At 63.7% G+C, this 17864-nt stretch carries 20 protein-coding genes; 12 read left to right on the forward strand and 8 right to left on the reverse strand.

What is annotated here, in order from left to right; genetic code table 11:
- Window positions 1-5: 5 nt before the first annotated feature.
- Genes LPW39_RS13995 through LPW39_RS14015 form a run of 5 tightly spaced genes read right to left on the reverse strand, consistent with a single transcriptional unit; the run spans window position 6 to window position 6211 of the window.
- On the reverse strand, window positions 6-767 hold the full coding sequence (locus tag LPW39_RS13995) for an iron ABC transporter ATP-binding protein (protein WP_133857485.1): 762 nt from the start codon (window positions 765-767) through the stop codon (window positions 6-8).
- Complete coding sequence (locus tag LPW39_RS14000; RefSeq protein WP_230776077.1) at window positions 764-1732, reverse strand: iron chelate uptake ABC transporter family permease subunit; 969 nt, start codon at window positions 1730-1732, stop codon at window positions 764-766. Before LPW39_RS14000 ends, LPW39_RS13995 begins: the two co-directional genes overlap by 4 nt.
- Window positions 1729-2679 carry an ABC transporter permease gene (locus tag LPW39_RS14005; protein ID WP_230776079.1) on the reverse strand — a complete coding sequence of 317 codons (951 nt, stop codon included), beginning with the start codon at window positions 2677-2679 and terminating at the stop codon, window positions 1729-1731. Before LPW39_RS14005 ends, LPW39_RS14000 begins: the two co-directional genes overlap by 4 nt.
- Entirely contained in the window at window positions 2679-4439 is a 1761-nt protein-coding gene (locus LPW39_RS14010; protein WP_230776081.1) for an ABC transporter ATP-binding protein, read from the reverse strand. The genes LPW39_RS14005 and LPW39_RS14010 overlap by 1 nt, the downstream gene beginning before the upstream one ends.
- Window positions 4433-6211, reverse strand: coding sequence for an ABC transporter ATP-binding protein (locus tag LPW39_RS14015; RefSeq protein ID WP_230776083.1), 1779 nt, complete (start codon window positions 6209-6211; stop codon window positions 4433-4435). Before LPW39_RS14015 ends, LPW39_RS14010 begins: the two co-directional genes overlap by 7 nt.
- A 233-nt stretch (window positions 6212-6444) precedes the next feature.
- Here LPW39_RS14015 and LPW39_RS14020 point away from each other — a divergent pair, with 233 nt between their 5' ends.
- From LPW39_RS14020 to LPW39_RS14060, 9 genes are all read left to right on the forward strand, one after another.
- On the forward strand, window positions 6445-7071 hold the full coding sequence (locus LPW39_RS14020; RefSeq protein WP_230776085.1) for a TetR/AcrR family transcriptional regulator: 627 nt from the start codon (window positions 6445-6447) through the stop codon (window positions 7069-7071).
- 220 nt (window positions 7072-7291) lie between these two features.
- Window positions 7292-7519, forward strand: coding sequence for a hypothetical protein (locus LPW39_RS14025; RefSeq protein ID WP_230776087.1), 228 nt, complete (start codon window positions 7292-7294; stop codon window positions 7517-7519).
- Window positions 7520-7602: 83 nt separating this feature from the next.
- The gene (locus tag LPW39_RS14030) at window positions 7603-7926 is read left to right on the forward strand and encodes a DUF4148 domain-containing protein (RefSeq protein WP_230776089.1); all 324 of its coding nucleotides are present in this window, start codon (window positions 7603-7605) and stop codon (window positions 7924-7926) included.
- Between the two features lie 81 nt (window positions 7927-8007).
- The gene (locus tag LPW39_RS14035) at window positions 8008-8748 is read left to right on the forward strand and encodes a DUF692 domain-containing protein (protein ID WP_230776091.1); all 741 of its coding nucleotides are present in this window, start codon (window positions 8008-8010) and stop codon (window positions 8746-8748) included.
- Window positions 8721-9002: an HvfC/BufC family peptide modification chaperone gene (locus LPW39_RS14040; protein WP_230776100.1), complete on the forward strand. Its 282-nt coding sequence runs from the start codon at window positions 8721-8723 to the stop codon at window positions 9000-9002. The genes LPW39_RS14035 and LPW39_RS14040 overlap by 28 nt, the downstream gene beginning before the upstream one ends.
- Complete coding sequence (locus tag LPW39_RS14045; RefSeq protein WP_407928844.1) at window positions 8965-9420, forward strand: DoxX family protein; 456 nt, start codon at window positions 8965-8967, stop codon at window positions 9418-9420. Before LPW39_RS14040 ends, LPW39_RS14045 begins: the two co-directional genes overlap by 38 nt.
- Before the next feature lie 12 nt (window positions 9421-9432).
- Complete coding sequence (locus LPW39_RS14050; RefSeq protein ID WP_230776104.1) at window positions 9433-10002, forward strand: sigma-70 family RNA polymerase sigma factor; 570 nt, start codon at window positions 9433-9435, stop codon at window positions 10000-10002.
- Entirely contained in the window at window positions 9999-10211 is a 213-nt protein-coding gene (locus LPW39_RS14055; RefSeq protein ID WP_230776106.1) for a hypothetical protein, read from the forward strand. The genes LPW39_RS14050 and LPW39_RS14055 overlap by 4 nt, the downstream gene beginning before the upstream one ends.
- Window positions 10212-10217: 6 nt before the next feature.
- Complete coding sequence (locus LPW39_RS14060) at window positions 10218-10709, forward strand: hypothetical protein (RefSeq protein ID WP_230776108.1); 492 nt, start codon at window positions 10218-10220, stop codon at window positions 10707-10709.
- Between the two features lie 121 nt (window positions 10710-10830).
- Here the strand turns inward: LPW39_RS14060 and LPW39_RS14065 are convergent, their stop codons facing one another.
- On the reverse strand, window positions 10831-13146 hold the full coding sequence (locus tag LPW39_RS14065; RefSeq protein ID WP_230776110.1) for a TonB-dependent siderophore receptor: 2316 nt from the start codon (window positions 13144-13146) through the stop codon (window positions 10831-10833).
- Between the two features lie 157 nt (window positions 13147-13303).
- Here LPW39_RS14065 and LPW39_RS14070 point away from each other — a divergent pair, with 157 nt between their 5' ends.
- Window positions 13304-14047 (forward strand): response regulator, encoded by a 744-nt coding sequence (locus tag LPW39_RS14070; protein ID WP_230776112.1) that lies wholly within the window; start codon window positions 13304-13306, stop codon window positions 14045-14047.
- Window positions 14037-15497: a sensor histidine kinase gene (locus tag LPW39_RS14075; RefSeq protein ID WP_230776123.1), complete on the forward strand. Its 1461-nt coding sequence runs from the start codon at window positions 14037-14039 to the stop codon at window positions 15495-15497. Before LPW39_RS14070 ends, LPW39_RS14075 begins: the two co-directional genes overlap by 11 nt.
- 72 nt (window positions 15498-15569) lie before the next feature.
- Here the strand turns inward: LPW39_RS14075 and LPW39_RS14080 are convergent, their stop codons facing one another.
- Window positions 15570-15977: a BLUF domain-containing protein gene (locus tag LPW39_RS14080; protein WP_230776126.1), complete on the reverse strand. Its 408-nt coding sequence runs from the start codon at window positions 15975-15977 to the stop codon at window positions 15570-15572.
- 201 nt (window positions 15978-16178) lie between these two features.
- On the reverse strand, window positions 16179-16745 hold the full coding sequence (locus tag LPW39_RS14085) for a hypothetical protein (protein ID WP_230776129.1): 567 nt from the start codon (window positions 16743-16745) through the stop codon (window positions 16179-16181).
- A gap of 345 nt (window positions 16746-17090) precedes the next feature.
- Between LPW39_RS14085 and LPW39_RS14090 the strand changes: the two genes are divergently transcribed.
- Window positions 17091-17585 carry a DUF6314 family protein gene (locus LPW39_RS14090; protein ID WP_230776132.1) on the forward strand — a complete coding sequence of 165 codons (495 nt, stop codon included), beginning with the start codon at window positions 17091-17093 and terminating at the stop codon, window positions 17583-17585.
- The last annotated feature ends 279 nt before the right edge of the window (window positions 17586-17864 follow it).

Genomic DNA, 17864 nt, shown 5'->3' on the forward strand with positions numbered 1-17864 from the left:
GTTTCCTAGGTCTTGAAGTAGTTGCACAGGCATCCCTGCGCGGTGCGGCTGATGTCAAACCGCAGCTCGAACAGCTGCGACAGATTGGCTTCGGAGATGACGTCATCGCTGGGCCCGCTGAAGCACAGCATTCCGCCTTTGAGCGCGACGATGTGGTCCGAGTAATTGGCGGCAAAGTTGATGTCGTGGATGACCAGAATCACCGTGCGGCCGGCCTCGTCGCAAAGCCTGCGCAGCGCGCGCATGATCTGCACGGCATGCTTCATGTCCAGGTTGTTCAGCGGCTCGTCGAGCAGCAGCACATCGGTCTGCTGGGCAATGGTCATCGCCAAAAAGGCCATCTGCCGCTGGCCGCCACTGATCTCGTCGATATAGGCATGGCGCAGCGGCTCCAGCGACAGGAAGGCGATGGCCTCATCGACGGCCTGCTGGTCTTTGCTCGTCAACGTGCCCCGGTGGTGCGGAAAGCGGCCAAAGCCGACCAGCTCTTCGACCGTCAGCCGCATCTGAAAACCGGGCGACTGGCGCAGAGTGGCAATGCGCAGCGCATAGTGCGCCACCGAGATGGTGGCAATGCTGCGGCCGTCCAGCTGGATCTCGCCACTGCTGGGCGCCAGCAAGCGGGCAATCATCATCAGCAAGGTGGATTTGCCGGCGCCATTGGGGCCAATGAGCGATGTGATGCGCCCGGCCGGGAAGGCGGTGCTGACGCCGGACAGCACGGCGCGGCTGCCATAGGATTTATGGAGGTTGCTGACAATGATCATGAGAGAGCTCGGCCGCGCACCGTCAGCGCCAGAAAGTAAGCACCGCAGACCAAATTGACCAGGATGCTGACGGTGGTCTTGTAGTTGAAAACATGCTCCACCAGCAGCTGCGCTACCAGGAAGATGGCGATGGCGACTGCGCAGCCCATCGGCAAGGTGCTGCGGTGGCGCCATTGCGGTGCCAGCGCATAGACGATGTTGGCCACAAAGATGCCCATGAAGGCCGTGGGCCCGATCAGGCTGGTGGACACCGCCACCAGCACCGCCACCAAGGCCAGGTACAGGCGCATGCAGCGCGCATGGGGCACCCCCAGCGATATGGCCTGCTCGCGGCCCAGCGCCATCACATCGAGCACCGCCAGGGTTTTGTGCAGCACCAGGCAGATGGCGCCCACGGCCAGCGCCGCATAGGCCAGGGTATCGGGCCGGGCGCGGTTGAAGGACGCATAGCTCATGCCCTGGAAGACCGCAAATTCGCCCGGACTGATGCGCAGCTGCACAAACTGGGTGAAGGTGCCGATCACCATGGTCAGCACCAGGCCGACGAGCAGCAGCACATAGATATCGCCCTGCCCTCGGCGCAGCAGCCAGCGCTGCAAGGCCCAGGAGTAGCCCAGCATCAGCGCGACCGACACCAGGAAGTTGCCCCGCTCACCCAGCATGCCCATGCCCTGCGCGCCCAGCACCAGCAGCAGCAGGGCCTGCCACAGCAAGAACACCGCCTCGTAGCCCATGATGGCGGGGGTCAGGATGCGGTTGCCCATCAGGGTTTGGAACACGATGGCCGACACCGCCACGCAGATGCCGCCCAACGCAATAGCAGCCAGGCGCAGCAAACGCCGGGGGATGACATAGCCCATATCCATGCCCGAGCCCAGCAGCACAAAGCCCAGGGCCAGCACGGCGATGCCCAGCCACAGCGCATGGCTGCTGCGGAATGTCTTCGGGGTGATCGCGCGCTTCATCGCCGGCCCCGCAGAATCAGCACCAGGAACACCACGCCGCCCAAGGCCCCTGCCGTCAGGCCAATGGGCACCTCAAACGGATAGATCAGCAGGCGGCCGGCGATATCGCAAACCAGCAGCAGGCTGGCACCGCCCAGCGCCACCAGCGGCAGGGTGCGGGCCAGGTGGTCGCCCTTGTACAAGGCCACCAGCTGCGGCACGACCAGGCCGACAAAGGGGATGGCGCCGACGGCAATGACGGTGGCCGAGACGGTGACAGCCACCAGCACCAGGCCCAAGGTGGCGGTGGCGGCATAGCCCATGCCAAGGCTGGTCGCCATCTCCTCGCCCATGCCCAGCACGGTAAAGCGCTGCGCATACAGATAGGCCAGCGCCACGACGGGCAGGATGATGTAGAGCATCTCGTAATGGCCTTGGACGATGCGCGAAAAATCGCCCAGCAGCCAGCCCTGCATGCTTTGCAGGATGTTGTTGCGGTAGGCATAGAACTCGGCCACGGCGCTGAGCACGCTGCCGTACATCAGCCCGATCACGGGCACCAGGACGGTGTTCTTGAAGCGGATGCGCGCGATGATGGCGACATAAAGCAGGCTGGATGCAAAGCAGAACAGCAGCGCCAGCGCCATGCGGCCCGGGGCACCGGCAGAGGGCACCAGGGTCATGGCGATCAGGATGCCGAGCTTGGCGGCATCGAGCCCGCCCGAGGTACCTGGCTCGACAAACTTGTTGCGCACAATGTGCTGCAGGATCACGCCGCAGACGGCCAGGCCTGCACCGGTCAGCACCAGCGCGGCCAGGCGCGGCAGCCGGCTAGCCGTCAAGGTGAGCCAGGCATCACCGGAACCGCCCGAGAAGGCCCAGAGCTGCGACCAGGCCATCTGGCGCGCCCCTACCAACAGGGACGCCAAGCACAGCAGCGCAAAGCCCAACCACCAACGCAGCCGCATCACACCGGCTCCCCGCCTGCCGCCATGCGCCAGCCCTGGGCCTGCGCGCGCTGGGCCAGCCACTGCGCATAGCGGCCTTGCTGTGCCGCCAGCTGCGCAGGTGTGCCCTGCTCCACCAGCTGGCCGCCTTCCAGCACCAGCACCTGGTCGGCCATGGCAATGGTCGACAGCTGGTGCGCAATCACCACCACCGTGTGCTGGCCGCGCAAACGAGCAAGGGTCTGGGCAATCAGCGCCTGGTTCTCGGTATCGAGCGCGGCGGTGGCCTCGTCCACCAGCAGGATAGGCGCATCCTTGATCAGCGCGCGCGCAATCGCAATGCGCTGGCGTTCGCCGCCTGAGAGCTGGGCGCCGCCCTCGCCCACGGGGCTGTCCATGCCGCCGGGCAGGCGCTGCGCGATGCTGTCCACCCCTGCCTGGCGCGCGGCCTCCCACAGCTCGGCTTCACTGGCACCGGGCCGGCCGATGCGGATGTTGTCGGCAATGCTGCCAGCAAACAAATAGCTGTCCTGAAAGATCTGGCTGATCTGCGCGGCCAGTTGGGCCTCTTCCATCTGCCGCACATCGGTGCCGCCAATCAACACGCCGCCCTGGTCCACATCCCAAAAGCGCGCCATCAGCCGCACCACGGTGCTTTTGCCGGAGCCCGATGCCCCCACCAAGGCCGTCATGCTGCCGGGCGGCACATGCAGGTTGATGCCGCGCAGCACGGCGGGCTGGCCTGCGCCATAGGAGAAATGCACATCGCGCAAGCTGATCGATGCATCGCGTGGCCACTGCGGCTGCTGCGCCTGCGGCAGGGGCTGCTGCGCAAACAGCGCATCCATCGCATTGAGCTGGCCGCGCGCCGTGCGCAATGCCTCGGCATAGCCGACCAGCTCCAGCAGCGGCTCCACAAAACGGCTGATCAGCAGCATGGACAGCACGGTGGCAATGACCTGGCCGGGTGCCAAGGCCTGGGCGCTGTGCTGATCGATGCCGATGACAACCGCAACCAGCAAGGCCGCAAACGCCGCCTGCACGGCCCAGACATTGAGCACCGACGACAGCGCCGATACCGCAATCAAGCGCCCAGCGGACTGGCGCTGTTGGTCGATCGCCTGCGCCACAAAGCGGGTGCTCTGGCCACCGCCCTGGAAAGCGCGCAAGACCGACTGGGCCTGCGCAAACTCCACCATGCGCTGGCCGGCCTGGGCAAAGTCGCGCTGAAACGCGGCATCGGCCCAGCGGCCCATGCGGGCGGTCAGCAGCAGCACGCCCAGCAGCAGTGGCAAGGCCACAAGCCCCACCAGGCCCAGGCGCCAGTCCTGCACAAACAGCAGCGCCAGTACCACCAGGGGCGCCACCACACCGCTGATGACGGGGGTGAACACATGGGCGGGCAGCTGGGCCACGGCCATCATCCCCTGGGTGACCAAGTGGCTGACCTTGGCGGTGTTCTGCGCGTTGAACCAGCCCATCGGCAAGCGCGCCACATGGGCACCCAGCCGGTGGCGGCCGGTTTGCAATACCGCTACGCCCACACCCACCCCGGCCTGCTCCACCCGGCCGCGCCACCACCAGGCCAGCACCACGGCGGCCAACAAGGCCAGCAGCCAGGCGCCAGCGCCGCGCCACTGGGCTTGCAATAGTTGCGCCATCAGCGGCAGCAGCAAGGCCGTGCAAAGGCCGCAGAGCACGCCATACAAAGCCGCCATCCAGGCGTAGCGGCGCAGCAAAGGGGCCTGCTCGCCCAGCAGCAGGTTCAAGGTTTTCAGCATGGAGTGGTCTCCTGCGCAGCGGCATAGCCACCTTCGCGCCACAGGCGGGCATAGCGCCCGCCTTGGGCCAGTAGGTCGGCGTGACGCCCCTGCTCCACCAGGCGCCCTTCGTCGATCACCAAGATCTGGTCGGCCTGCATGACGGTGTCCAGCCGGTGGGCAATCACCAGCACGCTGCGGCCTTGCGCAAAGCGCGACAGCGCTTGCTGAATCGCTGCCTCGCTGCCCGCATCCGCAGCGGCCGTGGCCTCGTCCAGCACCAGGATGGGCGCATCCATCAGCACGGCGCGGGCAATGCTGATGCGCTGGCGCTCGCCACCGGAGAGCTGTGCGTCCTCGCCCAGCACGGAGTCATAGCCGCGTGGCAGCGCTGCTATGCAGTCATGCACATCGGCAGCGTGTGCGGCGGCTTCCACCTCGGCCTGGCTGGCGCCGGGCCGGCCCAGCGCGATGTTGTCGCGCAGGCTGGCATGTATCAGGCGCACATCCTGCAGCACAAAGCCGATGCGCTGGTAGAGCTCGGCGCTGCCGATGGCGCGCAGATCGGCACCGCCCAGCGTGATGCGGCCTTCGGTCGGATCAAAAAAGCGCAGCAGCAAACGCGCAATGGTGGTTTTGCCGGCGCCCGAGGGGCCGACGATGGCGGTGACCGTGCCGGGTTGGAGTTGGAAGCTGATGCCCGCCAGCACCTGCTGGCCCGGGCCATAGGCATAGCCCACCTGCTCAAAGCACAGCTGGTAGCCCCGGGGGCGTTGTTGTTCATCAGGCGCGGGTTGGGGCAGCACGGGGGTGTCGAGCAATGTCAATACACGCTCCGCTGCAGCAGTGGCGCCCTGCAGGTCATGCAGCAAGGTGTGCAGCAGCAGCACCGGCGCGCAGATGCCGGGGGCGACCAGCACAAAAGGCAGCAGATCAAGCGGCGCCAGCGCACCCAGGCTACCCAGCAGGCAGCCACCGGCCAGCACAAAGCCCAACACGGTGACCGGAGCGGCCATGCCATGGGCATGGGCCATGGCGCCAACGAGGGGGCGCACAAAATCTCTGAACGCCTGCGCAAACGCATCGACCGCGCCCTGGTAGCTGGCCTGGCCCTGGCCGCTGTTGCCAAAGGCCTTGATGACTGGCATGCCGGCCACAAAGGCCACGGCCGCCGATTGGATGCGGCCCATATGGCCGGCGAATACGCCCATCTGCGCGCCACTGGCCTGCAGCGCGCGGCGCAGAAACCAGACATAGCCGGGGAAGGGCAGCAAGGCGATCAAGGCCATGCGCCAGTCCTGCACTACAAGGTAGGCGACCGCCACCACGATCGCGCCGCCTGCGCGTGCCACCGAGGTGTAGAAATGCGCGCTCAGGCTGTGCAAGGTGGCGATGTCGTCTTGCAGCACCTGCTTGACCTCACCCGAGGAGCGGCTGCTGAACCAGCCCAGCGGCACCTGGCCCAGGCGCTGCACAGCAGCCTTGCGCAGGCCATGGGTGAGCTGGTTGTCTGCCATATGGGCCAGCACCTCGCCCGCCAGCATCAGCAGCGCGGCAGTAAACAAGCTGCCCAGCGCCGGCCACAACAAAGCCCAGATGCCGACGGTATCTGCGGGCTCAGCGAGCGCGAGCTGGGCCATGCGCACCATCGCTGCCAGCGGCATCAGGCTGAGCATGGCCCCCAGGCCCGACAGCAGCGCTGCCAGCGCCAAACGCGCGCGAATCGGGTGGAGCACCCGGCGGATGGGGCCGGGCCCTGGGGCTGCGGCAGCCGCCGCGTCATGAGCATGCATGGGAGCAAGACCTGGAGAAAAACATAGCAACGCCCCGTGCATGCGCCGCTGCCATCAAGGCGCGGGCACTGCGTGATTCATGTGCCAGTTCTCCAAAGGACAGGCAAGAGCAACGCGAAACGCAACAGGAATAATAATTAGTTGCATCATACTAAACTAATAAATTACCGTACATCTTTTACAGCTATCGCCAATGCGGTTTGACTGACAATTGGCGAGCACCCGGAGAGACCATGGACCCCGAGAAAAAAACAGCCCCGCGCGGGCGGCCGCGCTTGATTACGCAAGAGCGCATTGCCGATGCAGGCATTGAGATTGGCTTGCCCCACATCACCTTTGTGGGCGTGGCCAGCGCGCTGGGCGTGACCCATATGGCGCTGTACAAGCATGTGCCGAGCCTGGCCGAGCTCAAGCACATGGTGGCCGAGGAGATCTTCAGGCGCTGGGAGTTTTCTCTGCCCAAGGTAGGCGTGCAGGAGGGTCTGCAGGACTACCTGGTCCGCTTCAGCGACTCGGTGCGTGAGTTCGCCAAAACCTACCCGGGCGTAACGCCCTATGTGATCCGCAGGCTGGTCGCCACTCCGGCCATGCTGGAGAAGATCGATGCGCACCAGCAAGAAGTCGCGCAGGCCTACCGCATCGACAAGGACCAGTCGCGCCAGCTGCTGGCCACCATCGCCTTCCATGGCCTGGCCGCTGCCGATTCGGTCTACTCCGCCGCGCGCCAGGAGACCGTGGTGCAGACCAGCTTTGAAGCCGAGACCGTCGAGATGGAAGGCGATCTGGCCCAGGGCATGCATGCGCTGATCGCCGGCGCGCTGCTGCAGCTGCAGCTCGATCCTGTGCTGAAGCCCTGGTAGAGACAGACGCCTGAAGCGGCGCTGGGCCCCCTCAGCCACGCTGTCTCGTCACCAGGGACACACCGCTTCAAGCGCTCAACGCGCCCTGCCCACCCCGTTTTTTGAGGGGTTCAAAAAATATTTCCAAAAAGATGTCAGGAATGGCTGGGGTCGAACGACTCCATCCACGTGGCAGCGCTGTGCTGTGCACGTTCAACCTTTCATCACCAGGAAATACACCATGAACATCAAGACCCTCACCACCTTGGCCGCCGCTGTACTCGCAACCTCTGCCTGGGCTGCTGGCAGCCAGGACAGCAAATGCGGCGCCGGCAGCTGCGGCAAGAAGGAATCGAGCACCAAGGAAGCGACCTGCTCCAAGAAAGACGGCGGCTGTTCGAAGAAGGATGCAGGCTGCTCCAAGAAGGACGGCGGTTGCTCCAAGAAAGATGATGGCGGCAAGCACTGATATCCCGTCCACGACAAACACACATATCACCCGGGTGGGCCCACTCCGTCACCCGGCTTCCATTTCTGAAAGAACACTTTTCCATGTTTACCGCTTCTTCCGCTCGCATTATTTTGGCTGCCGGCATGGCCCTGGCTGGCAGCGCCCAAGCGATGACCACGGCCCCCGTCGGCAACGGTTCGGACTACCCCGCCTATGAACAAACCCAGATCCACCTGACCCGCGCGCAAGTACAGGCCGAGTTCGTTCAGGCCCGGCAAAGCGGCATGCTGCTGCTCAACGGCGATGCGTTCCAGGCTCATGCACAGCCGCAAAGCATGCCCCTCAGCCGCGCCGAGGTGATCCAGGCAGCATCACAGGCCCGCATGGCCGGCACGCTGCCGCAGGGCGATGGATTTGGCGAGTAAGCGGCGCACAGCCCTTCGCCCCTACAAGATGAACACACCATGATTGGCCTTGGCTTTAGACGAGAGATGCTGGACTGGGACATGTCCGCCGTGCAGGCCGACTTCTTTGAAGTCGCGCCAGAGAACTGGGTGCGCCGGGATTTGGCGCCGCTGCAGGCCTTGATCGACTCGGGACGACCGGTGCAATTGCATGGCGTCGCACTCAATCTGGGCGGCACGGCCCCGCTGAACCAACCCTTCCTGCGCGATCTTCGCCAGCTGATCGCGGACCTGGGCGCCCCACTCTATTCCGACCACCTGGCGGCAAGCGGTGACAGCCACCAGCTCTATGACCTGTTTGCCGTGCCCTTTACCGAGGCCCATGCGCAGCGCGTGGCCGACCGCATCCGTGCGGTGCAGGATGCATTGGGTATGCGCATCGCGGTCGAGAACACGACCTGGTACACCAACGTCGGGCCGATGCCCGAGGCAGACTTTCTGGGCAAGGTTCTCGACCTGGCGGACTGCGATCTGCTGCTGGATCTGAACAATATCTCGGTCAACCAGAAGAACCATGGAGGCCTGAACCCCAGCGAATTTGTGCAGCGCCTGGACATGACCCGCGTGAGCTATATGCATGTGGCAGGCCATGAGTTCGACGCGCGCTTTGACCTGTTCATGGACACGCACAGCCAGCCGGTGGAAGCCCACATCCAGCAACTGGCACGCAGCCTGGCTGAGCGCCACGGCACCCCCGTGCTGCTGGAGTGGGACAACGATGTGCCCGGCATGGATGTCATCAACCAGGAGCTGGCATGTCTGCGCCCTTCTATGACTATGTGAGAGGCCGCACCGACCAGGTGCCCCCGGGCTACAGCGACAACGGCATGCGTGCCTACCGCCACCTGGTTTACCTGGGCGCCAGCCAGATGGTGGAGGCCCATTTCCCTGAACTGCGCGAGCAACTGGGCGAGGACGCCTGGCGCGATCTGATGGCTGCCTTTGTGCGCGATTCTCGCTGGAGCTCGCCCTACTACGGAGATATGAAAGATGCTTTTCTTGAATTCATTCAGCGTGAAAGCACGCGAGAAGATTGATGGCCTGGGCCTGCTGCTGCTACGCCTGTGGGTGGGGCAGGAGTTTGCGCTGGCAGGCTTTCGCAAAATCTCGACAGGCTGGGAGGCGCCGGCCTGGTTTGCGGGTCTGGACTTTCCCATTCCCGTCAGCTGGCTGCCTGCCAACCTCAACTGGGGTGTGGCAGCGGTTGCGGAACTTGTACTGGGTGTTGCACTTGTGCTGGGATTGGCATCGCGCATCTCCGCCCTGGGGCTTATAGTCATCACCTATGTGGCTGTCTACAGCGTGCACTTTGACCTGGGCTGGGCGGGCTGGAACCAGATCGACAGCGATGCAGGCCTGGGCTTCAAGGTGCCGCTGATGCTGGGCATCATGCTGGCGGCCATTGTCAGCCAAGGGCCGGGCCGCTGGTCGCTGGACCGCTGCCGCAAGCCATAAGCAAAGGATCTTATGCACCGCATTGCAGCAGATATCACCATCCAATGGCGCAGCGCCATGCTGCGCTTTGCGCTGCTGCACCTGCCCTCGCGCGAAGAAGCCGAGGATGCCGTGCAAGACACCCTTACCGCCTTGCTGCAGCTGGACCCCGCCAGCTTTGATGCCAGCCAGGCGAAGAGCTACCTGTTCGGGATTCTGCGCAACAAGATCAGCGACCGCCTGCGCCAAAAATACCGTGCACCGCTGAGCTATGACGAGGCCTTTGAGGACGATTTGGACCAGATCATGTTTGACCCAAGGGGTCACTGGGTCGATGGCGTGGCGCCAGCTACCTGGGTCAATCCGCAGCAGCAGCTGCAGAACGACCAGTTTTTCATCATCGTGGACCTGTGCGTACACAAGCTGCCCGCCAAGCCAGCCAGGGTGTTCTCGATGAAGGAATTCTTGGAATGCGAAGCGGAGGAGATTTGCAGCACCTTGGGCATCACCAAGGCCGATTACTGGCAGTGCATGAGCCGCGCGCGCAAGCAGCTGCAGCTGTGCCTGCACCAAAACTGGTTTGAGCAAGAAAGGGCGCCATGAAGTGCCGAGACTATATTTTTCAACTGACCTCCGGGCAACTGGAAGACGCCGGCACTGCTACCCAGATTGCGGCCTGGCAGCACCGCATGGTGTGCTTTCGCTGCCGCGCCTTTACCCGCAATGACCAGGCGCTGCAGGGCCTGCTCAAGGGCTACAGTGAACATATCCAGGCTCCGCAACACCCAGCAGCCAAACCTGCTGATAAGTAAAAAACCATGACCCATGGCTTCCGCGACTCCCCCGATGGCCTGCGCTACGAGGAGCACATCAGCTGGCCGATGCGGCTGTTTGTGGCCGTGATTGGGCTGGCGATGTTTCTGATCCCGGTGCCCTTTTTGCAGCATGGCCACTGGGGCCTGCCTTGGTGGCAGTTGTTGCTGCTGGCGGTCTGCATCACGCTGCCGGTGTTGCTGGGGGTGTTCTTTCTTTGCCTGGCATGCGGGCGCTGCTTGCGGCTGCATTTTGACCAGCGACAGCGCTGCCTGGTGCGCCATGGGCGCCTGCTCCTGCCCCCGCGTGCCATTCCCTACGCCGATATCGAGCCGCCCAAGGTGCTGGAGCGCAGCTCGGAGGATGGCCCTTATTACGTGCTAGGCCTGCGTGTGCAAGGCGAGCGCGCGATGCAGCTGAGCAGCTTTGGTCTGCAGTCCGAGGCCCAGGTTTGGTGCCACCGCATCGCGGATGAGCTCCAGCAACGATCAAGCTGAGGGCCAAAAAAAGGACCCTGCAGCGCCAGCACAAGGCTGGCACTGCAAAGTCCAGGGCTGCAGAGTGGGCTGCAGCAGGGGTGGGCCGGATAAGGCCCACCTTAGGAACGCGGTGCTTTGTTTAGAACTTGGCCTGCAGGTTCAGGCGCACGGTACGCGGCTCGCCGTAGATGGCGCCCGAGTAGAAGCCGTACTGGCGGTAGTAGGTCTTGTCGAACAGGTTGGAGATGTTCAGGGTCGCCACCAGGTCCTTGTTGATCTCATAGCGCGCCATCGCATGGAACAGGGTGTAGGCCTTCAAGTCGATGTTCACATTGGCGCCTTCCGTGGGGTGGCTGGTGCCGGTCGCCACCTGGTGCATCTTGCTTTGCGCGGTCAGGCCGGTGCCCAGGGTCAGCTTGTTCCAGCTGCCAGGCAGGCGGTAGCTGGTGTTCAGGCGCAGCAGGTGCTTGGGGTCATCTTCCGCACCGGTGGAGTTGGGGTTGTTCACCGACAGGTAGGTGTAGCCGCCATAGACGTTCCAGCTCGGGGTGATGCGGCCGGAGAAGTCCACTTCAAAGCCCTTGGTCGTCACGCCCGATGCGCCATTGACATAGGCGGTCACGCCCTCGTCGCCGGTCACGTAGAGCGGGTCGCCGCTGACATCACGCGCAATGGTTGCCACATCCTTTTGCTTGTTGCGGAACACCGCCAGCGAGCCATCGAACTGGCCATCGAGCCATTCGCCCTTGACGCCGACTTCCATCGCGGTGCCGGACTTGGGGTCGAGGTAGGTGCCATCCACCCGGCGCTGCGACTGGGCTTCGAACACATCGGTGTAGCTGGCGTAGAGCGAGTAGTTGCGGTTCAGGTCATAGACCGCGCCCAGGTAAGGCGTGACCTGGTGGCTGAAGTCCGAGGTGACGACACCGTTGGAGAAATTGCGCTGCCAGCTCAGACGCGCACCGACGATCACCGACAGCGGATCGGTGATGCTCAGGCGTGTGGCCGCATAGGTGCCATAGGTCTTGATGCGGGTGACGGTGTCCTTGCCGTTGCGGGCGGTGGTCACTTCGCCAATGCCTTCGCCGGAGCGGATGAACTCGCGCCAGTCGCCGATCGCAAAGCCGTTGCTGATGCGGTTCATGCAGGCGACGGACTTGCCCGCGCTGTTGAAGCAGTCCAGGCCGTAGGCGGTCGATTCGTTGTCGTTGTAGTTCGCGCCCATCATGAACTGGTGGCGGCGGCCCAGCGCCTCGAAGGGGCCGTTCAGCGACCACTGCAGGTTCTTGGTGGTGCTTTGCGCTTCGGACAAATAGGTGTTCAGGTAGGCACCACTGCCGTCCTGCGCCCAGTAACCGGCCGATACCGTGCCCCGGTTGGCCTTGGCCACCGCCAGGTGGCTGTCCACATCGCCGCGCGTCCAGGAGCCCGAGAGCTTGGTCGTCCAGTTGTTGTCAAAGCGGTGCTCCAGCGCGCCAAAAATGGTCTTGCTCTCGCGCTCACTGTAGCTCCAGTCGGCCGAGGAGTTCAGGCTGCGCTTGAAGTTGGTCTCGGTGCCATCGGCATACCAGATCGGCACATTGGTGCCCCAGGTGGCGCCATCGATGCGGCGGCGCTCGTACTGCAGGCCCAGGGTCGCCTTGGTGTCGCGGGTGATGTCAGCCGCAAAGCTGGCCAGCAGACCCAGGGACTTGTCCTTTTCGCGATCACGGAAGGTGTTGGAATCATCGCCGCTGAACACAAAGCGCGAACGCACGCTGCCATCGGCATTGAGCGGCTGGTTCACATCGGCGGTCAGGTGGCGGCCGCCATGGCTGCCCAGGGTCACGCCCACGCTGCCAAAACGGGTCTTGCGCGGCTCCTTGCGCACCAGGTCCACGACGCCGGCCGGATCGCCAGTGGCGCCCAGCAGGCCGTTGGCGCCACGCAGGATTTCCACGCGGTCATACAGGTCCATGTTGAGCGCCAAGCCCTGGCCGGAGAAGCCGGTCTGGCCGTTCATCAAGGCGCCATCCACGCGGAAGTTGGTGATCTCGAAGCCACGTGCACGGTAGCTGGTGCGGCCGCCCACGTCGAGCTGGGTGGCCGAGATGCCGGTGGCGTTGAGCAAGGCATCGTCCAGGGTCTGCACGTTCTCGTCGTCCATCTGCTGGCGGGTAACCACGCTGACCGACTGCGGGGTTTCGCGGCGCGTCAGCAGCAGGCCGGTGGCGCTAGAGACAGCTGGGTTCTCGTACGAGCGCGTGGCCTCGCTGGCATTGGTGGATTCGGCGCTGACCACCACCTCTTCGAGCTGGGTGGTTTCTGCCGTGCGCTTGGCAGCGGTGGTGTCTGCCGGCGCGCTTTGCGCCAGCGCCGCCTGGGAACATACCGCCAAGGTGGCACACACCACCGGGCTCAATCGCAGCCAAACCGGCACCCCGGCCACCCCTGCGCGCTTTCGATTCACCAACATGCCAACCGCCTTTTTTATTTGCAAAGCTGGCACTGTAAAAACGATGGAACCCCGTGATGTATTCGCCGTGTACGGAAATGAAATGAAATGTATTCTCATTCTCATGTCCCGTTTACAATAGCCGGCGGCGCGCTATCCGGCGTGGCCAAGCACACCCATGGAAAACCTCCCCCTGATCCTGGTGGTCGAAGACGACGCCGACATGCGAGAGCTCATCGTGAGCTACCTGGCCAAATCGCGCCTGCACAGCCAGTGCGCGGGCGATGGCGAGCAGATGGCCGCCGCGCTGGCCGAGCGCCTGCCCGATCTGATCCTGCTCGACATCATGCTGCCCGGCACCGATGGCATGGTGCTGTGCCAGCAACTGCGCGCCAACCCGGCCACCGCGCAGATCCCCATCATCATGCTGACGGCGCGCGACAGCGTGCTCAACCGCGTGGTGGGCCTGGAGCTGGGCGCCGATGACTACCTGAACAAGCCTTTTGAGCCCATGGAGCTGCTGGCCCGCATCCGCGCGGTGCTGCGCCGCGCGCGGCCCCAGGCCCCGCCCTTGCCGGGCATGCCCGAGCCGCCCGCACCCATGCTGCTGCGCTTTGGCAGCTTTAGCTTGGACCTGAGCCAGCGCCACCTGCTGTCGCCCAGCAATGTGCTGATCAGCCTGGCCAGCTCGGACTTCCGCATTCTGGAGCACCTGCTGCGCCACCCGCACCAGGCCGTGAGCCGCGACCAGCTGATGGACCTGGCTTTTGGCCGGGAGCGTGCGGCCTCTGACCGGGCCGTCGATGTCTGCATCAGCCGCCTGCGTGGCCATATCGAGCTGGACAGCCGCAAGCCCCAGATCATCCGCACCGTGCGGCATGAGGGCTATATGCTGGTGCCGCCGCCTGTGCATGGCGACTGATGCCCCCCCTTTGCAGGCCAGCGACCGGCGCAAGCTGCTGACGCGCTGGCTGCCCGATACCTTGTTTGGCCGCCTGGTGCTGGTGCTGGCCGTTGGCATGCTGGCCACGCAGTTCCTCACCAGCAGCATCTGGCTGGACCTGCGCCATACCCAAACCCTGGAAACCCCCACCCGCGTGGCCGCAGAGCGCCTGGCCGATGCGCTGCAGGTGCTGGACCGGAACAACCAAGACCCGCAGGCACTGGCCTACCTGACTGGCCCGGGGCTGCAAGCCCGGGTGCTGGACCAGGCACAAGCCCGCTTGCCGGTAGAAGATGCCGAGCTGCACCAGGAGGCCGAGGAGCTGGTGAACCGCGTGCTGCATGCGCGGCTGCCCCAAGCGGGCCAGGCCCAGCTGCGGCGGCTGCAGTTGCTGGATGCGCAGGGCCATGCCGTGCCGCAGTCCAGCTATTTCGGGCTCAACCCTTTCACGGTGGACTATGGTTTGCAGATCGCGATGGCGCCCGGCCGCTGGCTGGTGCTGGACACGCAGCTGAGCCCGGGCTGGCATGCGCAAAGCGGCTGGGAGGTGCTGGCCGATGTGCTGCTGCGCGTCTACCTGTTCCGCATCTTGGTGGTGGTTTTGCTGGTGCTGCTGGCAGTGCGCTGGGTGGTAACCCCGCTGCTGCGCATGGGCCAGGCCGCGCAGGCGCTGGAGCGCGATGTGGTCGCCGCACCGCGCATGCCCGAAGACGGCCCGCGCGAAGTGCGCCAGGCCGCCCATGCGCTGAACCGCATGCAGCAGCGCATTGCCGCCAACCTGAAGGAGCGCACGCATTTTCTGGCCGCCGTATCGCACGATCTGCGCACGCCCATCACGCGCATGCGGCTGCGCCTGGAACTGATGGACAGCGCCGACCTGGACAGCGGCAAGCAAAAGCTGCGTGGCGACCTCAGCTGCATGGAGGGCCTGATCGACAGCACCCTGGCCTTCATCCAGGCGCGCGAGCACCAGGGCCCGCTGCAGCAGATAGACCTGGATGCGCTGGCCCGCAGCATCTGCCAGGACCGGCAGGAGCTGGGCCAGCCTGTCGATATCCGTGGCCATATCCGCGCGCCCGTCATGGGCCAGCCTTTGAACCTGCGCCGCGCGCTGGACAACCTGATCGACAACGCGCTGCGCTATGCCGGCAGCGCCAGCCTGGTGCTGGATGAGGATGATGGCTTTGCCCAGGTCTGCGTGGAAGACCGGGGCCCTGGCATTCCGCCCGCGCATCTAGAGCGCATGCGCCAGCCTTTTGAGCGCGGAGAGGCCTCGCGCAACCAGGATACTGGCGGCCATGGCCTGGGGCTGAGCATTGTCGATGCCATTGCGCAGGCCCATGGCGGCGCACTGCAGCTGCGCAACCGCGAGCCGCAGGGCCTGTCGACCTGCATGCGTATTCGCAAGCAGCCTGACAACCAGCGTTGATGCTGGCTGAGAAGGTGGGGGAGTGTGCGAGAGAGCGGTGTCGGGCGCTTAGCGGACAGCGTCCTTAGCGGGTCACAAAATATCCAGTGTTTTCACCGCATCGGCAAAGCGTTCCAATGCCTCGTAGGCATCCGTCTGTGACAAGGCTGCAATGTCCAAACCTGTGCTGTCCATATCACTATGGGCATAGCCCATCACCCAGTTGGGGAAGCGGCGCCTGGGGCCGGAGATGCCGGCATCGATAACCGTCAAATCGGAATGACGAGGGTCTGCGCGCAAGTGCGCCTCAAGCACGGCCATCGCCTCGGGTGCGCCTTCCACATACTGCGCAAACCAGTCGCCATCAAACACCAGCACGCCGGTGATGCCATGGATGGCATTCATCTCGCGTGCCTGTTTGACGATGCGCCCCACCTCGGTGGGACCGTAGCCTGCCGCCAGCTTGCTGGTATAGAGAAGGGAACGGAGACTAGACGGCATGGCTGCACTTTCGCTTTCAATAAACATCCACTGTACTCCGCACCGCTGAGCGGCTGCTCCATAAAAGGCCTTTTTGTGCAGAAGCCTCGCCGAGATAGCAGGCACTCGCTTCGGCAGATACGACTTGCCCCTGGTGGCCATGGAACACAGCACACCAGGGGCAAGCAGGCAGCGCTGTTGAAGCGCTACTTCCACCCAGGATTATTGGCCAAACTTGCGCTTGGCATCGGTCACGCAAGCATCCTTGGCATCACCGGCCATCGCGTCGCAACGCTCCTTGGCAGCCTTGTAGTCGGCTTCACGGGTCTTGTCGGCAGCATCCTTGCGGGCATCAGCCACGTCCGATGGGTTGGACGATGGCTTTGCGCTGACTTCGGCGACCTTGGCAGCTTCCAGGGCCTTCACGTGAGCAGCCTTGGCTTCCTTTTGGCAGACGTCCTTGGTGTTGCCGGTAGCGTCATCGCACTTTTCCTTGGCGACATCGTATTCGGCATCGGCCTTGGCCTTGGCCAGGTCATGGCGGTGGCCTTCGGTAGGCTCGGCGCGGTGCTTCAGATCTGCCATGGCGATCTTCTTTTGGCCATCGGCCTGCTTCTTGCACACATCCTTGGCATTGCCCTTCATGGGCTTGCACTGGTCGCTGGCGGCCTTGTGTTCGGCTTCGATGCGGTCCTTCTCCACCTTCTGCTCAGCAGAGGTCATGGCGAATACGCCACCGGAGAAAAAGGCGGCTGCACACAGGGCGGCGATGGTAGGTTGGAGCTTCATGGTGTATTTCCTTGGATCGTTATGGTGAAAGAGCTGACTATTTTTTGAACCCATAAATGGAGCGCAAAAAATAGTCTCCTGGCATGTCATTCATGCAATACCGCCACAATGGCTGCGTTGCTGGCCTCAATGGCGTGAATGAATTATCAGCAGCCCCCAGCGCCAAGGCTGTGGGTGGCAAGACGGACAAATGGTCAGATTTCACCTACCATGCCAAAGCCCCAGCGCAAGCCGCTTGCAGCGCTACAGCAGCCCAAGAAACCCTGGCAGAATCTGCCGCTGCCCACCGCATCTGCTCACCGTAGCCCCCGGCACTGAGAGGTCTGCGATGGAGATGCACTGCTTATGGAAAACACCGCGATGACTACCGAGCGCCAGCCACCCTGGGTGGCAGAACACCTGCTTGCCGCGCTGCACGGCGAATGGCGCTTTTCCCGTACGTTACAGGACCTGGTGAGCCGCAATCCCATTGGCACCGTGCAGGGCCTGGCCAGCTTCACGCCTGAGGGCACCCACTCCGCGCACTATGTCGAGAACGGCCAGATGGTGCTGCACAACGGCGGCACGTTTCGCGCCAGCGGCAGCTATTTTTTCAGCCAGCAGGGTGCCGACTTGTGCATCTATTTCGATGCGCAGCAGCAGCGCCTTTTTCACCAACTGCGCCCTGCTGTCGATCACGATGGGCAACTGGTGGCCAGCAGCTCGCACCTGTGCATTGCAGACCGCTATGACAGCAGCTACGAATTTCTGCGCAGCGGCGGCTTTGTCATCGAGCACCAGGTGCGCGGGCCGCATAAGTCTTACCGCAGCTATACCTTGTATGAGCGGATGGGCGGTTAAGGAAACTCTGCAAAACTCTCGCCTCGCCCCATCGCATGGGACGATCCACACATGAAGCAATTGAGCATGGCTACCGGATTTGAGAAGAAGTCAATAAAGCGCGCGCCAGCGTGAGTTGTTAGACGAAATGCTCTTGCTAGCTCCCTGGCATAAGCTGTTGACGCTCATTGAGTCGCACTGATCACCCAATGGGCTTCCCCCAGTTTCCCGGACGCTTTGCCTAGCCCTTTAAACGTTGCCGCTCCTCGAATTGAACCGGGCTAAGGTAGTTCAATTTTG

The organism is Comamonas koreensis, assembly GCF_021026195.1.
GTDB lineage: Bacteria > Pseudomonadota > Gammaproteobacteria > Burkholderiales > Burkholderiaceae_C > Comamonas > Comamonas koreensis.

Coding starts and splice junctions, on each gene's coding strand:
- LPW39_RS13995 (WP_133857485.1), bottom strand. CDS start 767: ATGATCATTGTCAGCAACCTCCATAAATCCTATGGCAGCCGCGCCGTG.
- LPW39_RS14000 (WP_230776077.1), bottom strand. CDS start 1,732: ATGAAGCGCGCGATCACCCCGAAGACATTCCGCAGCAGCCATGCGCTG.
- LPW39_RS14005 (WP_230776079.1), bottom strand. CDS start 2,679: ATGCGGCTGCGTTGGTGGTTGGGCTTTGCGCTGCTGTGCTTGGCGTCC.
- LPW39_RS14010 (WP_230776081.1), bottom strand. CDS start 4,439: ATGCTGAAAACCTTGAACCTGCTGCTGGGCGAGCAGGCCCCTTTGCTG.
- LPW39_RS14015 (WP_230776083.1), bottom strand. CDS start 6,211: ATGCATGCTCATGACGCGGCGGCTGCCGCAGCCCCAGGGCCCGGCCCC.
- LPW39_RS14020 (WP_230776085.1), top strand. CDS start 6,445: ATGGACCCCGAGAAAAAAACAGCCCCGCGCGGGCGGCCGCGCTTGATT.
- LPW39_RS14025 (WP_230776087.1), top strand. CDS start 7,292: ATGAACATCAAGACCCTCACCACCTTGGCCGCCGCTGTACTCGCAACC.
- LPW39_RS14030 (WP_230776089.1), top strand. CDS start 7,603: ATGTTTACCGCTTCTTCCGCTCGCATTATTTTGGCTGCCGGCATGGCC.
- LPW39_RS14035 (WP_230776091.1), top strand. CDS start 8,008: ATGTCCGCCGTGCAGGCCGACTTCTTTGAAGTCGCGCCAGAGAACTGG.
- LPW39_RS14040 (WP_230776100.1), top strand. CDS start 8,721: ATGTCTGCGCCCTTCTATGACTATGTGAGAGGCCGCACCGACCAGGTG.
- LPW39_RS14050 (WP_230776104.1), top strand. CDS start 9,433: ATGCACCGCATTGCAGCAGATATCACCATCCAATGGCGCAGCGCCATG.
- LPW39_RS14055 (WP_230776106.1), top strand. CDS start 9,999: ATGAAGTGCCGAGACTATATTTTTCAACTGACCTCCGGGCAACTGGAA.
- LPW39_RS14060 (WP_230776108.1), top strand. CDS start 10,218: ATGACCCATGGCTTCCGCGACTCCCCCGATGGCCTGCGCTACGAGGAG.
- LPW39_RS14065 (WP_230776110.1), bottom strand. CDS start 13,146: ATGTTGGTGAATCGAAAGCGCGCAGGGGTGGCCGGGGTGCCGGTTTGG.
- LPW39_RS14070 (WP_230776112.1), top strand. CDS start 13,304: ATGGAAAACCTCCCCCTGATCCTGGTGGTCGAAGACGACGCCGACATG.
- LPW39_RS14075 (WP_230776123.1), top strand. CDS start 14,037: ATGGCGACTGATGCCCCCCCTTTGCAGGCCAGCGACCGGCGCAAGCTG.
- LPW39_RS14080 (WP_230776126.1), bottom strand. CDS start 15,977: ATGCCGTCTAGTCTCCGTTCCCTTCTCTATACCAGCAAGCTGGCGGCA.
- LPW39_RS14085 (WP_230776129.1), bottom strand. CDS start 16,745: ATGAAGCTCCAACCTACCATCGCCGCCCTGTGTGCAGCCGCCTTTTTC.
- LPW39_RS14090 (WP_230776132.1), top strand. CDS start 17,091: ATGGAAAACACCGCGATGACTACCGAGCGCCAGCCACCCTGGGTGGCA.